Genomic DNA, 16,286 nt, shown 5'->3' on the forward strand with positions numbered 1-16,286 from the left:
CCAGATCAATACTAAAAACCCGAAGAAAACGAAAAAATTTACAGCAAAGAACGCAAAGTTTTTTTTACTCTTAAGCTTTATAAAAAAGAGAAAGTTCGCAAAGCTTTGTATTGCTATAGCTTTGTGAACTTTGTGCTTTTTGAAAGTATTCTTATGACAAAAATTCTTTGCGGTCTTTGCGGTAAAAAACATTGCACGGGCGGAGGGATTCGAACCCCCATCAACGGTTTTGGAGACCGCTATTCTACCCTTGAACTACGCCCGTAACTTAAGGTCGGCAAATTAAAAGTTTTTTTTCTTCCCCGGCAACTATTTCAAGAAGAGATTTAAAAAGAAAACCCTTTAAATCTGCATGGTCCGAGACAAAAACCTCCCTTTCAAATACTTACCCTATCAAAGCTTTTTTCAATCCTTCAAAATCAACAGAAACCTGTTCACCCGAAACCAGATTTTTTAGCGAATAAGAATTTGAATCAATCTCCTGCTCGCCTGCAATGACTGCAAACGGAATCAATCTTTTATCTGCATATTGAAACTGTTTCCCTACTTTTACATTGTCCGGATACAATTCTACTTTTATATTTTCTTTTCTCAATTTCTGAATCGCCTGCGAAGCATACAAAGCCTCAGCATCTCCATAATTAATAAACAATGCTTTTGATGTTGCCGCAACAGTTTCCGGGAATAATTGCAATTCTTCCAGAACTAAATAAATTCTGTCCAGACCAAACGAAATTCCAACTCCGCTCATATTCTTTAAACCAAAAATACCCGTCAAATCGTCGTATCTTCCGCCGCCGCCAATAGAACCCATCGAAACGGTTTTTGGAGCCGCTACTTCAAAAATAGCCCCAGTGTAATAATTCAATCCACGAGCCAATGTCACATCAAGATCTAATGTCGCAGTCGACAATCCTAAAGTAGCCACATTGTCACAAATAAATTTTAATTCCTGTACGCCTTTCATCCCTTCTTCTGACGAAGCTAACAGATCTGAAAGCTGATTTATCTTATCTGAAAAAGTTCCTGTAAAACTAAAAAGCGGCTGTACTTTAACCAAAGCTTCTTCCGAAATGCCTTTTTCAATCATTTCTTTCTTTACGCCGTCTTCACCAATTTTATCTAGTTTATCCAACGCCACAGTAAAATCAATCAATTTGTCAGAAGCGCCAATTACTTCGGCAATTCCGGATAATATTTTTCTGTTATTGATTTTGATCGTAACACCTTCTAAACCTAAAGCCGTAAAAACAGTATCATACAACTGAACCAATTCTACTTCCTGCCATAATGATTTTGAACCAACAACATCGGCATCACATTGATAAAATTCTCTGTAACGTCCTCTTTGTGGTCTGTCAGCTCTCCAAACCGGTTGGATTTGGTATCTTTTAAAAGGAAATTCAATTTCGTTTTGGTGCTGTACCACGTATCTTGCAAACGGAACTGTCAAATCGTAACGTAACGCTTTCTCTGAAATTTTTCCCGTAAACTTATTCAGCTCAATTCTTTGATTCAAATCAATTGTTTCGGCCGAATTAACTTGCAACGATTCAATAGATTCCGGTAATTCAATTTTATTTTTATTGAAGAAAAAATTACCTGAGTTCAGTATTTTAAAAATCAAACGATCACCTTCTTCTCCATATTTACCCATTAAGGTATCTGAATTTTCAAACGATGGAGTTTCAATCGGCTGAAAACCGAATTTCTCAAAATTATTTTTTATCGTCTGAATAATATATTGACGTTTTGACACCTCTGCAGACGAAAAATCTCTTGTTCCTTGTGGTATACTTGGTTTTGAAGCCATCTTTGTTATTTTAGATTGTAGATTTTCGATTTTAGCTTCTTTGGAAACTTAAAATTCAAAAAACTTTTTAGATTAATGGATTTTAGAAATCAAAATATTGAAATCTAAATCGTCTGCAAATATCTTATTTTTTAAAATAAATATTGGCAGTTCGAAAACAAACTTGTAACAAAAAACGTATTTTCGTGACAAATTGGTCATGATGCTAAAATTATTTAAAGAAAATATCCGAATTGCTTTTGGTTCCATCAAAACACAATTGCTGCGAACTATTCTTACCGTATTAATCATCGCGATTGGTATTACAGCACTTGTTGGAATCCTTACAGTTGTAACGGCTCTCGAAAATACCGTTTCGACCAATTTCGCTTCTATGGGAGCTAACACTTTCAACATCAATCAATACGAAAACAACGTTAAAAATCGTGGCGGAAATAAACGCGAAATCGTAAACCCAATTATCTCCTATCCTGAGGCAGTTGCTTTCAAAAACAAATACAAATATCCATTTACCGAAACTTCTCTTTCCTTTACTGCAACATCAACCGCAGAGGTAAAATATTTAGATCAAAAAACAGATCCCGAAATTAAAGTACTTGGTGTCGATGAACATTTTATAAGCAACTCAGGTTTAGAAATAAGTTTAGGCCGTTCTTTCAATCAGTTTGACATTGAAAACAATACTTATTCTTGCGTTGTAGGTTCTGATTTTGAAAAAGGTTTATTAAAAGATGTCAACCCAATTGATAAAATCATTTCGATTCGAGGCGCCCGTTTTAAAGTTATTGGAGTCCTGAAAGAAAAAGGATCAACGTTTGGAAACAGTCAGGATTTACGTGTTTTGATTCCAATTCAGGTGGCACGTTCTTTATTTACCGCTCCAAATATCAATTACACAATGAGCGTAATGGTTTCTAAAAAAGAACTTTTAGACGAAGCTGTCGACAACGCCACAAGTACCATGAGAAGAGTACGTAAATTAAGTCCGGTTCGTGATAATAATTTTGGTATTGGTCGAAGCGACGATTTAATTAACCGAATTCTTGGAATCACACAATATTTAGGATGGGCAGCCTGGATAATTAGTGTTATTACCATCTTAGGATCATCGATTGCATTAATGAATATTATGATTGTTTCGGTTACAGAACGCACTCGGGAAATTGGTGTGCGCAAAGCTTTGGGCGCAACAAAAATTACGATTTCTGTTCAGTTTTTTATCGAAACTTTATTGATCGGACAAATTGGAGGTTTGGTCGGAATTATATTTGGAATCTTAATAGGTTCAGCATTTGCAGCTATAATGAGTTTTGCATTTGTCATTCCGTGGATGGCGATTTTTGCAGCTTTTGCAACCAGTTTTGTTGTAGCTATCGTTTCCGGATTATATCCTGCCATAAAAGCTTCTCAACTAGATCCTATTGAGGCTTTGCGTTATGAATGATTTTTTTATTTAAAGCAGAAGCAAGTCGTTTTATAAGACGTTTTGTCCCGCTATTCGTTTCAATCTTTTTTGCTGAACCCCAGCAAAAAAGGATTTCCACTACTATCGGGGCTAGATTAGAAGTTTTAAACTTTTAAGATGTTCTCCTGCAATCCCGAAGCTTCGGGACAAAACCTTGTAGGTGTTTATTTTATCAGCTTATAAAAATTCAAACCTACAAGGTTTTGGAAACCTTGCAGGAAATCATTCTGTCATTATCATAAATATCTTTTTTCAATTCAATATTTTTAAAATTCATTGTTTCCAATAAATCCGTCATTTCCTTTCCTAAATACTGATTGATTTCAAAAAACAATTGCCCGTTTTCTAAAAGACTACTTTTCGCCAAAGCAGCTATTTTTCTATAAAAAATCAACGCATCATTATCATCTACAAAAAGAGCCAAATGCGGTTCATAATCCAGAACATTCTTTTTGATTTCTTCTTTCTCTAAATTTCGAACATATGGCGGATTCGAAACGATAATATCAAAATTGCTGGTAAGCAGATCCGTTTCTAAAATATCCAAAAGGACAAAAGTCACATCAACGTTATTATTTATAGCATTTCTTTTGGATGTTTCTATAGCTTTTTTCGAAACATCAATACCAAAAACTTCGGCATTGGGAAGGTTTTTAGCTAATGAAATAGCAATACACCCACTTCCCGTTCCGATATCTAATACCTTTAGTTTTTTTGTCTTATCTGTTTTTGAATTCTCTTTTATAATCCATTCGACCAATTCTTCTGTTTCCGGCCTTGGAATCAGGACATTTTCATTTACTTCAAAATCCAAACCGTAAAAGCTGGTTTTTCCAAGTAAATATTGAATTGGAACTTCTTTTTTTAATTGACCCAACAATGAATTCCAAATTACAAAATCACTTTCCGAAAAATTCAATTCATGATTTAACGCTAAATCAATTTGTCTTAATTTATGCTTATCCTCTAAAATTAAATAGAAAAAACTTTCCGCTTCATACGCATCGTAAAAAGGCGATAATTCTTTTATAAATTGAGTGCGATATTGTTTAATTTTCATTTCGGGTCTTTGAGTTTTCGGCGAAAGCCAAGTTTCTTTCAAATAAGTATTGCAAAACCAAATTTGTTACAATTGTTTTACAAATCTTTCAACATCCAAACTGGGCAAGAACTATGTCCGGTGCATCCCATCGGAGCATCTAAATATTCAAAACCTGATTTTTTATATAATTTTTGAGCCGCATGCATAAATGGCATCGTCTCAATATAACATTTTTCAAAACCAAAAGCTTTAGCCTGTTCCAAACATTTTTCCATCATTTTATTGCCAATTCCTAAACCACGCGTTTCAGGCAAAAAATACATTTTTTGCAATTCACAAATGGCGGGATCTCCATTTTCTAAAGGCGCAATTCCACAACAACCCACTATTTTACCTTCGTTTTCAACCACAAAATAAACCGATTGCGGTTTATTGTATTCTTCAAACATCAAATCTAAATAGGGATCCTCGTAAGCTGTACCCACTTTTGGAATTTCCATTTCATCAAAAACCGATCTTATTAATTTCGCAACTGCCTGATTGTCTTCTTTTTTAATCTTTCTAATAAGCCAATTTTCCATATATTATTTATTCTTGTGATATCTACAAAAGTAAAAATAGTTTTTTGATAGTTTCTTATCACACATCAATTACTATCGCACTAAACTCAAAAATAATTACTTTTGTATCGTGAATACACATGAAAAATATATAAAACGCTGCATTGAACTTGCCAAAAATGGTTTTGGAACAACTTATCCAAACCCCATGGTAGGAAGTGTAATTGTTTATAACGATCAGATTATCGGTGAAGGCTGGCATAAAAAAGCTGGTGAACCACATGCCGAAGTCAATGCGGTACGGTCTGTAAAGGATAAATCGTTATTAAAAAAAGCAACTATTTATGTGAGTTTGGAACCTTGCAGTCATTTTGGAAAAACACCTCCTTGTTGTGATTTGATTATTGCGAATGAAATTCCCAATGTAGTTGTTGGAACTGTTGATCCAAACGAAAAAGTTGCCGGAAATGGAATTAAAAAACTAATTGTAGCCGGAAAGAATGTAACCGTGGGCATTTTAGAAAAAGAATGCCACGAACTTAATAAACGTTTTTTTACTTTTCATAATAAAAAGAGACCTTATATTATATTAAAATGGGCCGAAAGTCAGGATGGTTTTTTAGCACCTGAAAAACAAACCGATCAGGAACGAAAACCCGTTTGGATTACCAATCAATATTCAAGACAATTGGTACATAAATGGCGAAGTGAAGAACAGGCTATTTTAGTCGGCACTCAAACTGTCGTTGATGATAATCCTAGATTAAATACAAGAGATTGGTCTGGAAACAATCCTGTAAGAGTTGTTTTAGATCAAAATAATCGCATTTCAAAAGAGAGTTTTATTTTTGATGACAGTGTAAAAACTATCGTATTTACGAAATCTCAAATTAACTTTTCAGCAGAAAACACTACCTTTGAAGTAATCGATTTCAATCAAAATATAATCCCGCAGATTTTAGCTGTTTTGTATCAAAACCAAATCCAGTCTATTATTATTGAAGGCGGCTTACAGACTTTACAAGCTTTTATCGACCAGGACATTTGGGACGAAGCTCGTGTTTTTATTGGAGAAATTACTTTTAATAAAGGAACAAAAGCCCCGCTTCTTCCAAAGAAAACTACAACAAAAACTCATATTCAAAACGACGAAATAATATACGTTAGAAATCATGATTGATACTATAATTTTTGACTTTGGAGATATTTTTATCAATTTAGATAAACAGGCTACTATTTCGGGATTGCAGAAATTAGGCATGACTGAATGGAATTCTGAATTAGACCGTTTGAACCTTTTGTTTGAAACCGGAGATATTTCGCATGATGATTTTCTGACAGGTTTTCAAAAAGAACTTCCAAATGCTTCAATTGAAGAAATTCTGGAAGCCTGGAATGCCATTTTAGCAGATTTTCCATTATATCGATTAGAATTTCTTCAAATGCTTTCAAAAAAATATCGTTTATTTTTATTGAGTAATACCGATTCCATTCATATTGAAACTTTCGAAACCAAAAGTGGCATTTCATTTTACAGCGATTTCTATCAATGTTTTGAAAAAGTTTATTTTTCTTTTGAAATTGGAAAACGAAAACCAAATGCCGATGTTTTTCAATATTTAATCAACAAACATGAAATATCGCCAAAACGTACTTTGTTTATTGACGATAAAAAAGAAAACACAGATTCTGCCGCAGCTTTAGGTTTTCATGTTTGGAATTTACAAGTGGGCCAGGAAGATGTTGTGGATTTATTTGATAAGAAAATACTTTAGCAATTAAAATATCTTTGCCACTACGATTAAAATGATTTTGTTATCGTGACGTATACTTTATCGCAAAGTTCGCAAAGGGTTTACGCAAAGTTCGCCACAAACAGCTTTGTGAACTTAATAAAGCCAATTACGAACACACCAAAAAATATACTTTGCGTGCTTTGCGGTAAAATTAACTCTGTGGCTAAAAAAATAATAAACATAAATTAGAAATTTACTTTTGGAATATAACGATACGTATCAAACCATTGCTTTTGAATCTGAAGAAGTACTTTTTAAAGAAAAAGGAAGTAAATTCTTTGGCTATGCTTTTCCCATTGAAAACGAAGATGAAGTAAAACCAATTATCGAAAACTTAAAAAAACAGCATCCTCATGCTGTTCATTATTGTTATGCTTATCAACTAGGCACAGCGCCAAAAATATCCTATCGAGCCAATGACGACGGCGAGCCGAGCAATACAGCCGGGGCTCCTATTTACGGTCAAATTCAGTCTTTTGGACTAACAAATGTTTTATTAGTTGTGGTCCGAATTTTTGGCGGAGTCAAATTGGGCGTTGGCGGATTGATAGCAGCCTATAAAACAACTGCACAAATGACACTTGAAGTTTGTGAAATCATCGAAAAAACAATTGACGTTCATTTTTTAATCTCTTTTGATTATAAAAATATGAACAAAGTGATGCGGGTGATTAAAGAAAAAAAACTGGAAATTACTTCTCAGGAAATGGAAATTGATGAAGAATCCGGACTTCCAATTGGCAAAATAATCACAAAAACACGAAAAAAAAATGCCGAAACAGTATTCGACATTTTTGATTTAATGTTTGAAATCGATATAAAAATTGTATAAATTAATACAAAAACCTGCATCATTTTAACAATTATACAAGCGTTTTAAATAATTCTAAAATATAATCCGGAGGTGCAGTTGGGCGACCTGATTTTAACGAAATAAATACTAAAATAAACACGGCAGTTGTTAATAACTCATTCGCTTCGTTAAAGATTGCACAGTCGAATTCAATCTTAACAGAAGATTGACTTTTGAAAGTGGTATGAATCGTAAGAAGCTCATCATAGCGCGCTGACTTTTTATAATTTATTTGCATCGAAACAATTGGTAATCCAATTCCGCTTTCTTCCATGCTTTTATACGAAATCCCTTTATCTCTAAGCCATTCCACGCGTCCAATTTCAAAATAAGGCACATAATTTCCGTGATAAACGACCCCCATTTGGTCTGTTTCAGAGTAACGAACACGCACTTGCGTTTGATGATTTTTCATTATTTATTGATTAAAAAAATTTTACTTACAAAAGTTTACTTACAACATTTTTTTATAAAATTAGACCCCAAAATATTTTTTTTTACAGAAATTTGTTCACATATTTGTTATCCCGAAATACGGAATAAAATTGCTCCCTTTTTATTAGGAGAATCTTTATCAATAATAAAAAAATTTATCTGAATCTATGACTAAAACTGCTCAATCGGTATGGGAAAACTGTTTGTCTTTTATAAAGGACAATATTCAAGATCAAGCATATAAAACTTGGTTTGAACCAATCAAATCAGTTGAGCTAACCGACAACGCGTTATATATTCAAGTACCAAGTAAATTTTTCTACGAATGGTTAGAAGAACATTACGTTAAATTATTGAAAGTTGCGCTTACCAAAGAACTGGGAAAAAATGCAAAGTTACTCTATAAAATTAAAATGGAGAACACTTATGGCAATAAACAACCGTTTACCGAACAGTTGCCAAGTGCCAACCGAGTGCCAATGAAACCGCAAGAGGTTGATGCTCCATTTAAGAACTTAAATCCTGAACTTAAAAATCCTTTCGTAATTCCCGGAATTAGAAATTTAAAAATTGAGTCGCAATTAAATGCCAACTACAGTTTTGACAATTTCCTTGAAGGAGACTCTAACCGTTTGGCACGTTCTGCCGGTATGGCTGTTGCCAACAAACCTGGAGGAACTTCATTTAATCCGTTATTGATTTTTGGTGGAGTTGGTTTAGGAAAAACACACTTAGCACACGCTATTGGTGTTGAAGTAAAAGACAAATATCCTGAAAAAACGGTTTTATATATTTCTGCCGAAATTTTCACACAACAATATATTGATTCGGTTAAAAAGAATAATCGTAATGATTTTATTCACTTTTACCAATTAATTGACGTTTTGATTATTGATGACGTTCAGTTTTTATCTGGAAAATCAGGAACTCAGGACGTATTTTTCCACATTTTCAATTACCTGCACCAAAACGGAAAACAGGTAATCTTGACTTCGGATAAAGCTCCTGTTGATATGCAGGATATCGAGCAACGTTTATTATCTCGTTTTAAATGGGGATTATCTGCTGAGTTACATCAGCCAGATTACGAAACTCGTATTTCAATCTTGAAAAACATTTTGTATCGCGATGGTGTTGAAATGCCGGAAGACATTATTGAATATGTTGCCCGTAATATCAAAAGCAATGTCCGTGAACTTGAAGGTGCTATTATTTCATTAATTGCCCAATCTTCTTTCAACAAAAAAGAAGTTACTATCGAGTTGGCCAAAAGTGTTGTAGAGAAATTTGTTAAAAACGTGAAGAGAGAGATCTCTATCGATTATATTCAAAAAATTGTGTCTGATTATTTTCAGTTGGATATTGAAACACTTCAATCTAAAACAAGAAAAAGGCACGTTGTTCAGGCGAGACAATTGGCTATGTTTTTTGCAAAGAAATTCACTAAAGCTTCTTTGGCAAACATTGGTTCACAAATTGGAGATCGCGATCACGCTACCGTATTACACGCTTGTAAAACCGTTGACAATTTAGTTTCTACAGACAAACAATTCAAAAAATTTGTCGAAGACATCAACAAAAAATTAACGCTATAAACGCGAATCATGCCGGTAAAAATTTTAATGGTTTGTTTGGGAAATATTTGCAGATCTCCTTTAGCCGAAGGGATTTTAGCTTCTAAACTTCCAAAAGACAAATTCACAGTTGATTCAGCTGGAACAGGATCCTGGCATGTGGGTCACGCACCAGACAAACGTTCTATTGCGGTTGCCCAAAAAAACGGTTTATGTATTGACAATCAAAAAGGAAGACAATTTAAAACTGCTGATTTTGATGAATTCGATTATATCTATGTTATGGATAATTCGAATTACCGTGACGTTATTCATCTTGCCAAAACTCCTGAACATAAAAATAAAGTTCATCTTATTTTAAACGAATTATTTCCAGGCGAAAATGTTGATGTTCCGGATCCTTATTTTGGAGCTGTAAACGGTTTCGACAACGTTTATCAAATGTTAGACGAAGTTGCTGATATCATTTCTAAAAAACTCATCGAAAAACATTCTTAACTTATCTAATTTCAATTATTTGATTACTAAATAATTGGAATTTTTCATTTTATAATCTATAAAATAAATCACATGAAACTTCTCGGAAAACTATATTTAATTCCAACAACAATGGGCGAAAGCGATCCGATGGATGTTTTACCACAAACCGTTAAAAGAAGTATCGATTTTATAGATCATTATATTGTTGAAAACGAAAAAACGGCAAGAAAATCAATAAAAGCAGTTTCTCCAGAGAAAAAACAATCAGACTTAATTCTTTTCACGCTTAATAAACGAACTGAACCAAGTGAGCATTTGGACTTCATCAAACCTCTGTTAGAAGGGAAAAATGTTGGATTAATGAGCGAAGCTGGGTGTCCAGGCGTTGCAGATCCAGGTGCTGTCATCGTAAAACTAGCACATGAAAAAGGAATTCAGGTTGTGCCTTTGGTAGGGCCTTCATCTATTTTATTAGCCATGATGGCTTCAGGAATGAATGGTCAGAGCTTTACTTTCAACGGTTATTTACCAATTGATAAAGATGAGAAAAAATCGGCACTAAAACATTTTGAGAAATTATCTCAGGATAAAAACCAATCTCAAATTTTTATTGAAACTCCTTACAGAAACAATAAATTAGTCGAGGACCTTTTACAAATTCTAAATCCTTCAACATATCTTTGTATTGCAACTGATATAACGTTACCATCTGAATTTATTAAAACAATGCGTGTCGCTGACTGGAAAAAATTAAAAGTTGATTTACATAATCGACCTACAATTTTCATTATTCATAAAACGTAAACTTACTTTAAAACCATCATATAATGAAAAAACTTCTATTTCTGATTTTAATTTGCGCTGCACAAAATACATTTTCACAAAGCACTAAAAAGAATTCTAAAACAAAAACTTCACAAACAAAAAACTCAGAAATACCAATTGTCAAAGTTAATACTAGCAGTTATACTGATTCAGATTTAGTGATAGATGAGCCAGGACCTTCACAAGTTGTTATAAATGATAATGACAATGCTGTTTACAATACAGCAGGTATAGAAGTTAAACCAGAATTTCCTGGAGGGATGGAGAAATTTTTTAAATTTGTTGACAATAATTTCAAGTACCCACAAGACGCCGAAATTGCAAATATTGACTTAAAAGGAAGTAAAGTTTACGCAACATTTGTAGTTGAAAAAGATGGCTCATTAACTGATATAAAAATTCTTAGAGATGCAGGTTATGGAACAGGAGCTGAAGCAATTCGAGTTCTAAAAAAATGTCCCAAATGGATTCCTGGACAACAAAATGGCAAAAAGGTAAGAGTTTTATATTCGGTACCAATTACCATCAAATAATCCAATTAGATTATTTTAATTTTAACTCATAAGTTTCCCCTTAATCAAACTTTCTCATGAGTAAACTTCCAAACATAACGACAAGCATCTTTACGGTAATGTCTAAAATGGCAGTCGAATATAATGCGATTAATCTTTCGCAGGGATTTCCTAATTTTCCTGTGGACGAAAGATTGACAGATATTCTGGCGAAATTATCTAAAGAAAATGTGCACCAATATACACCAATGGCAGGTTATCCGCCTTTGATGAGTCAGATTGCAAAATTAATTCAGAGTTCTTATAACCGAATAATCAATACAGATCTTGAACTTTTAGTTACCGCCGGAGCAACGCAGGGTATTTTCACTACCATTTTGGCTTTGGTCAAAACCGGAGATGAAGTTGTAATTCTGGATCCGAGTTATGATTCTTATGAATCTCCTGTTTTACTTTGTAATGCAAAACCGCTTCGGGTAGCTTTAAATGATGATTATACACCAAATTGGGATACAATCGAAAAAGCTTGTTCATCAAAAACCAAGATGATTATCATCAATAATCCCCATAATCCGACAGGAAAAATTTTGACGGAAAATGATTTTTCAGAGTTTGAAAAACTACTTTTAAAATATCCTGAAATTCTAGTTTTATCTGACGAAGTTTACGAATATATTACTTTCGAAGAAAAACACATTTCAGCACATACCAAAGATTTTCTTTTGAATCGCTGTATTATGGTTTCTTCCTTCGGAAAATCATTTCACATAACAGGCTGGAAAATTGGATACACGATCGCACCTGAATATTTGATGAAAGAAATCAAAAAAGTACATCAGTTTTTGGTTTTCAGTGTTAACAGCATCTCTCAAGTAGCCATTAGTCAATATTTAGATGTTGTTGATGTAAATTTACTTGGAAAATTCTATCAGGAAAAACGCGATTATTTTCAAAAACTCCTTCAAAACAGCCGATTCGAATTAAAACCTTGCGAAGGAACCTATTTTCAAGTAGCATCATATGCCAATATTTCAGACGATGACGATATGACTTTTTGCAAAAAACTGATTACCGATCATGGCGTTGCTGCAATCCCTATTTCCACTTTTTATTCGGATCATAAAGATCAGAAATTAATACGTTTTTGCTTTGCCAAAGACAATTTTACACTTGAATCAGCAGCAAAAAAATTGTGCGATATATAAAATTTATCAAAATTTTATAACATTATTATGCATGCATCCTATTTATTTAATTAATATTGCAATAAAAAGAGAAAAGTATGAGCTATACAGATAAAATGTTGCGCGATGACGCCTTAAAAGGAAAAGTTATTGTAGTTACTGGGGGCGGAAGTGGTTTAGGAAAAGCAATGACTAAATATTTCTTAGAATTAGGCGCTCAGGTAGCGATTACTTCACGAGATTTTGATAAACTAAAAGCAACTGCTACTGAACTTGAAACCGAAACTGGCGGAAAATGTTTGCCGCTTCAATGTGACGTTCGTCATTATGAAGAAGTAGAAAACATGCTTCAGGAAGTTTTAAAAGCTTTCGGAAAAGTAGATGTTCTTTTGAACAATGCAGCTGGAAATTTCATTTCTCCAACAGAACGTTTATCTGCAAATGCTTTTGACACTGTTATCGATATTGTACTGAAAGGTTCTAAAAACTGTACACTAGCCTTTGGAAAACATTGGATTGACAGTAAACAAACATCTGCAACAATTTTAAATATCGTTACAACTTATGCTTGGACTGGATCTGCTTACGTGGTTCCAAGTGCTACTGCAAAAGCGGGAGTTTTAGCCATGACAAGAAGTCTTGCTGTAGAATGGGCCAAATACGGAATCCGTTCTAACGCGATTGCTCCAGGACCATTCCCAACAAAAGGAGCCTGGGACAGATTGTTACCCGGAGATCTTGCTGAAAAGTTTGATATGGCTAAAAAAGTGCCATTAAAACGTGTAGGTGATCATCAGGAGTTAGCCAATTTAGCAGCTTATTTAGTTTCTGATTTCTCAGCGTACGTAAACGGAGATGTAATTACAATTGACGGAGGAGAATGGTTAAAAGGCGCCGGACAATTCAATTTATTAGAAGCGATTCCGGAAGAACTTTGGGATCAGCTTGAAATGATGATAAAAGCAAAAAAGAATAAATAATTACAAGTGCTTACTAAATTCAGAATATTTTATTAAAACTATACTGATTGCACGAAATCCCGACGACTTTGCTCTCGGGATTTTTTTTATTGTTTTTATCATATAAGTGATATAAGTTCAGTTAAATAATACTTTGTTTAAACATCTGTTTACTTAAATTTACTTACGTTACTTATATGGTTTAAATGAATAATTTGCTTAGACAATTCACTTAAATTATTATTTTTGTCTAATAAATATATAATATCAAATTTATGCTCATTATTGGAATTGCAGGGGGAACAGGAAGTGGAAAAACAACAGTAGTACACCAAATCATGAACGAATTACCAGATACGGAAGTTGGGGTAATTTCTCAGGACTCGTACTATAAGGAAACCAGCAATTTGTCATTTGACGAAAGAGCATTAATCAATTTTGATCACCCAAGAGCGATCGATTTTGAATTATTGGTAAAACATCTTAAAGCATTAAAAACAGGAGAAACAATTGACCAGCCTGTGTATTCTTTTATTCAGCATAACAGAACCGACGATACTGTATCAACACATCCGCGAAAAGTAATGATTATTGAAGGGATTTTAATTCTCACTAATCCTGAATTACGTGAATTATTTGATATTAAAATTTATGTTCATGCCGATTCTGACGAAAGATTAATTCGTCGTTTAAAAAGAGATATTTCAGAACGTGGACGCGATATTGACGAGGTTTTAAACCGTTATCAAACTACTTTAAAACCTATGCATGAGCAATTTATCGAACCATCAAAAGCTTTTGCTGATATCATTATTCCAAATGACAAATACAATACTGTAGCAATTGATGTAGTTCGTGCCGTAATTAATCAGCGAATTTTATAATTTTTATTGTAAATTTAGTCCATAAAAATTAGGAGCTATTTCCCGCTCTCGCCTTTATCTTTTTATGTCCGCCGCGGCGGACATAAAAAGGATATCGGCTCCATCGGGGCTAGAAAGACGAGTCAAAATTCTAAGACACAATCGGTTAATTAAAAATGAAAATGAAAAATCCATATAAAGACAAATCATGGTTTAAATTCCTAGGCAATAAATATGTTTGGGTGTTACTGTTTTTTGTTATCTGGATGTTATTTTTAGACAATTACTCCTATTTCGATCATCGCTTTTTAGATGGGCAAATCAATGAATTACAAGACAATAAAAAATATTATCAGGAAGAAATAAAAAAAGATCAGGAACAGATCAAACAACTTAAAAATCCTGAACAAATAGAAAAATATGCTCGCGAAAAGTACTTTATGAAAAAAGACAGCGAAGATATTTACATCATCCAATTTGAAGGAGATACCATTCAAGAAAAAGAATAATCAGAAAAAACACTCCATGGCCACTACCCTATTCGACGATTTTAATCCGATTTCATCCAAACAATGGAAACAAAAAATTCAGTTTGAATTAGATGGAGCCGAATACAACCAAACGGTAATTTGGAATTCTCCCGAAGATATTCAGGTAAAGCCTTTTTATCACAGAGATGAATTTTCAAAAACGGCAGCCATAAAAACTAAGGTTTCGAATTTTAAAATCTGTCAAAATATTTTCGTTTATGATATCGAGAAATCGATTCAAAGAGCTATAAATACCATTGAAAGAGGTGCCGAAAGTTTACGTTTTACGATTCAAAACGAAAAAACAGACATTAAAAAATTATTAGAAACTCTTCCTTTAGAAAACAGAATCGTTTACTTTAATTTAAATTTTATTTCAATCGATTTCGTAAAATTATTAGATACAATTTCAATTCAGAAAAAAGCTTTTTTTTATTGTAATATTGATCCAATTGGCCATTTTGCAAGAGAAGGAAATTGGTTTCCAACATCGGATAAAAATAATTTTGAAACGATTGAAAATATTGCAAAAGCAACTACAAACCTTTCATTAATAAGTATAGATTTAGGTTTATATCAAAATGCCGGAGCTACTATTACACAGCAAATTGCTTACAGTTTGGCGCATGCAAATGAATATTTAAATCGTTTGCCTAACCTTACAAAACCATTTGTTTTTCAGGTTTCTGTTGGGACTAATTATTTCTTTGAAATTGCAAAACTTCGCGCGTTGCGAATGCTTTTTAACTTAATTGCTGCAGCATATAATCCTGATATTGAATGCCATTTATTGGTTACACCAACCAAACGAAATAAAACGATTTACGATTATAACGTTAATATGCTTCGTACTACAACCGAATGCATGTCGGCTATTTTAGGTGGTGCTGATGCTGTTGCGAATTTGCCTTATGATGCTTTATATCATAAAGACAATGAATTTGGCGACCGAATTGCGAGAAATCAGTTGCTGGTTTTAAAACATGAAAGTTATTTTGATAAAGTAGATAATCCTGCCGATGGAAGTTATTACATCGAAAGTTTAACAATGCAATTGGCTGAAAAAAGTTTGGCCCTATTTAAAGATATTGAAGCAAATGGAGGTTTTCTGAAACTTTTGAACGACGGAACAATCAAAAAGAAAATTCAGGAAAGCGCTGCAAAAGAACAGGAACTATTTGATTCGAAAAAAGAAGTTTTATTAGGAACGAACAAGTATCCAAACAAAGAAGACAAAATGAAACACGATTTAGAGTTGTTTCCTTTTGTAAAAATAAAACCAAGAAAAACATTAATTACACCCATAATAGAAAAAAGATTAGCTGAGAAATTAGAACAAGAACGATTAGAACTTGAATAATCTTTTTCAAAGTAATTAATAACCCAACAAAACGA

Annotated in this window: 17 protein-coding genes and 1 tRNA gene; 13 read left to right on the forward strand and 5 right to left on the reverse strand. The window is 33.4% G+C overall.

All coding sequences use genetic code 11. From position 1 onward, the window contains the following. Positions 1-194: 194 nt before the first annotated feature. A tRNA-Trp gene (locus tag ASC72_RS22630) sits at positions 195-265 on the reverse strand. A gap of 120 nt (positions 266-385) precedes the next feature. After that, positions 386-1,813 (reverse strand): histidine--tRNA ligase, encoded by a 1,428-nt coding sequence (hisS, locus tag ASC72_RS22635; protein ID WP_056196368.1) that lies wholly within the window; start codon positions 1,811-1,813, stop codon positions 386-388. A 199-nt stretch (positions 1,814-2,012) separates the two neighbouring features. On the opposite strand from hisS, the gene ASC72_RS22640 reads away from it, so the two are divergent. After that, complete coding sequence (locus ASC72_RS22640; protein ID WP_056196370.1) at positions 2,013-3,257, forward strand: ABC transporter permease; 1,245 nt, start codon at positions 2,013-2,015, stop codon at positions 3,255-3,257. 214 nt (positions 3,258-3,471) lie between these two features. On the opposite strand, the gene prmC is transcribed toward ASC72_RS22640, so the two are convergent. Then, positions 3,472-4,338, reverse strand: coding sequence for a peptide chain release factor N(5)-glutamine methyltransferase (gene prmC, locus ASC72_RS22645; protein ID WP_056196473.1), 867 nt, complete (start codon positions 4,336-4,338; stop codon positions 3,472-3,474). 77 nt (positions 4,339-4,415) lie between these two features. After that, positions 4,416-4,901 (reverse strand): GNAT family N-acetyltransferase, encoded by a 486-nt coding sequence (locus ASC72_RS22650; RefSeq protein ID WP_056196371.1) that lies wholly within the window; start codon positions 4,899-4,901, stop codon positions 4,416-4,418. Between the two features lie 109 nt (positions 4,902-5,010). Between ASC72_RS22650 and ribD the strand changes: the two genes are divergently transcribed. The 3 genes from ribD (at position 5,011) to ASC72_RS22665 (ending at position 7,508) form a co-directional block, all read left to right on the forward strand. Beyond that, entirely contained in the window at positions 5,011-6,060 is a 1,050-nt protein-coding gene (gene ribD, locus ASC72_RS22655; RefSeq protein WP_056196375.1) for a bifunctional diaminohydroxyphosphoribosylaminopyrimidine deaminase/5-amino-6-(5-phosphoribosylamino)uracil reductase RibD, read from the forward strand. Further along, the gene (locus tag ASC72_RS22660) at positions 6,053-6,655 is read left to right on the forward strand and encodes an HAD family phosphatase (RefSeq protein ID WP_056196378.1); all 603 of its coding nucleotides are present in this window, start codon (positions 6,053-6,055) and stop codon (positions 6,653-6,655) included. Before ribD ends, ASC72_RS22660 begins: the two co-directional genes overlap by 8 nt. 220 nt (positions 6,656-6,875) lie before the next feature. After that, positions 6,876-7,508, forward strand: a complete 633-nt coding sequence (locus ASC72_RS22665; RefSeq protein ID WP_056196380.1) for a YigZ family protein — start codon at positions 6,876-6,878, stop codon at positions 7,506-7,508. A gap of 31 nt (positions 7,509-7,539) precedes the next feature. Here the strand turns inward: ASC72_RS22665 and ASC72_RS22670 are convergent, their stop codons facing one another. Beyond that, the gene (locus tag ASC72_RS22670) at positions 7,540-7,944 is read right to left on the reverse strand and encodes a thioesterase family protein (protein ID WP_056196383.1); all 405 of its coding nucleotides are present in this window, start codon (positions 7,942-7,944) and stop codon (positions 7,540-7,542) included. A 187-nt stretch (positions 7,945-8,131) separates the two neighbouring features. Between ASC72_RS22670 and dnaA the strand changes: the two genes are divergently transcribed. From dnaA to ASC72_RS22720, 9 genes are all read left to right on the forward strand, one after another. Further along, positions 8,132-9,559, forward strand: a complete 1,428-nt coding sequence (dnaA, locus tag ASC72_RS22680; RefSeq protein WP_041517015.1) for a chromosomal replication initiator protein DnaA — start codon at positions 8,132-8,134, stop codon at positions 9,557-9,559. 9 nt (positions 9,560-9,568) lie between these two features. Then, positions 9,569-10,036, forward strand: coding sequence for a low molecular weight protein-tyrosine-phosphatase (locus ASC72_RS22685; RefSeq protein WP_056196388.1), 468 nt, complete (start codon positions 9,569-9,571; stop codon positions 10,034-10,036). 72 nt (positions 10,037-10,108) lie between these two features. Continuing rightward, entirely contained in the window at positions 10,109-10,822 is a 714-nt protein-coding gene (locus ASC72_RS22690) for an SAM-dependent methyltransferase (protein ID WP_056196390.1), read from the forward strand. 23 nt (positions 10,823-10,845) lie between these two features. Then, entirely contained in the window at positions 10,846-11,376 is a 531-nt protein-coding gene (locus ASC72_RS22695) for an energy transducer TonB (RefSeq protein WP_082564382.1), read from the forward strand. 56 nt (positions 11,377-11,432) lie between these two features. Beyond that, positions 11,433-12,560 carry a methionine aminotransferase gene (locus ASC72_RS22700; protein WP_056196392.1) on the forward strand — a complete coding sequence of 376 codons (1,128 nt, stop codon included), beginning with the start codon at positions 11,433-11,435 and terminating at the stop codon, positions 12,558-12,560. A gap of 77 nt (positions 12,561-12,637) precedes the next feature. Next, complete coding sequence (locus ASC72_RS22705) at positions 12,638-13,519, forward strand: SDR family oxidoreductase (RefSeq protein ID WP_056196395.1); 882 nt, start codon at positions 12,638-12,640, stop codon at positions 13,517-13,519. A gap of 254 nt (positions 13,520-13,773) precedes the next feature. Next, positions 13,774-14,382 (forward strand): uridine kinase, encoded by a 609-nt coding sequence (gene udk / locus ASC72_RS22710; RefSeq protein WP_056196397.1) that lies wholly within the window; start codon positions 13,774-13,776, stop codon positions 14,380-14,382. A gap of 155 nt (positions 14,383-14,537) precedes the next feature. After that, positions 14,538-14,870, forward strand: coding sequence for a septum formation initiator family protein (locus ASC72_RS22715; RefSeq protein WP_056196399.1), 333 nt, complete (start codon positions 14,538-14,540; stop codon positions 14,868-14,870). A 16-nt stretch (positions 14,871-14,886) separates the two neighbouring features. Further along, positions 14,887-16,251: a methylmalonyl-CoA mutase subunit beta gene (locus ASC72_RS22720; RefSeq protein ID WP_056196402.1), complete on the forward strand. Its 1,365-nt coding sequence runs from the start codon at positions 14,887-14,889 to the stop codon at positions 16,249-16,251. Positions 16,252-16,286 lie beyond the last annotated feature (35 nt).

This window comes from Flavobacterium sp. Root420 (genome assembly GCF_001427905.1).
GTDB lineage: Bacteria > Bacteroidota > Bacteroidia > Flavobacteriales > Flavobacteriaceae > Flavobacterium.

Bases quoted from the DNA above. Each gene is read 5' to 3' on its own strand.
- hisS (WP_056196368.1), bottom strand. From the start codon at position 1,813: ATGGCTTCAAAACCAAGTATACCACAAGGAACAAGAGATTTTTCGTCT.
- ASC72_RS22640 (WP_056196370.1), top strand. From the start codon at position 2,013: ATGATGCTAAAATTATTTAAAGAAAATATCCGAATTGCTTTTGGTTCC.
- prmC (WP_056196473.1), bottom strand. From the start codon at position 4,338: ATGAAAATTAAACAATATCGCACTCAATTTATAAAAGAATTATCGCCT.
- ASC72_RS22650 (WP_056196371.1), bottom strand. From the start codon at position 4,901: ATGGAAAATTGGCTTATTAGAAAGATTAAAAAAGAAGACAATCAGGCA.
- ASC72_RS22660 (WP_056196378.1), top strand. From the start codon at position 6,053: ATGATTGATACTATAATTTTTGACTTTGGAGATATTTTTATCAATTTA.
- ASC72_RS22670 (WP_056196383.1), bottom strand. From the start codon at position 7,944: ATGAAAAATCATCAAACGCAAGTGCGTGTTCGTTACTCTGAAACAGAC.
- dnaA (WP_041517015.1), top strand. From the start codon at position 8,132: ATGACTAAAACTGCTCAATCGGTATGGGAAAACTGTTTGTCTTTTATA.
- ASC72_RS22685 (WP_056196388.1), top strand. From the start codon at position 9,569: ATGCCGGTAAAAATTTTAATGGTTTGTTTGGGAAATATTTGCAGATCT.
- ASC72_RS22690 (WP_056196390.1), top strand. From the start codon at position 10,109: ATGAAACTTCTCGGAAAACTATATTTAATTCCAACAACAATGGGCGAA.
- ASC72_RS22695 (WP_082564382.1), top strand. From the start codon at position 10,846: ATGAAAAAACTTCTATTTCTGATTTTAATTTGCGCTGCACAAAATACA.
- ASC72_RS22700 (WP_056196392.1), top strand. From the start codon at position 11,433: ATGAGTAAACTTCCAAACATAACGACAAGCATCTTTACGGTAATGTCT.
- ASC72_RS22705 (WP_056196395.1), top strand. From the start codon at position 12,638: ATGAGCTATACAGATAAAATGTTGCGCGATGACGCCTTAAAAGGAAAA.
- udk (WP_056196397.1), top strand. From the start codon at position 13,774: ATGCTCATTATTGGAATTGCAGGGGGAACAGGAAGTGGAAAAACAACA.
- ASC72_RS22715 (WP_056196399.1), top strand. From the start codon at position 14,538: ATGAAAATGAAAAATCCATATAAAGACAAATCATGGTTTAAATTCCTA.
- ASC72_RS22720 (WP_056196402.1), top strand. From the start codon at position 14,887: ATGGCCACTACCCTATTCGACGATTTTAATCCGATTTCATCCAAACAA.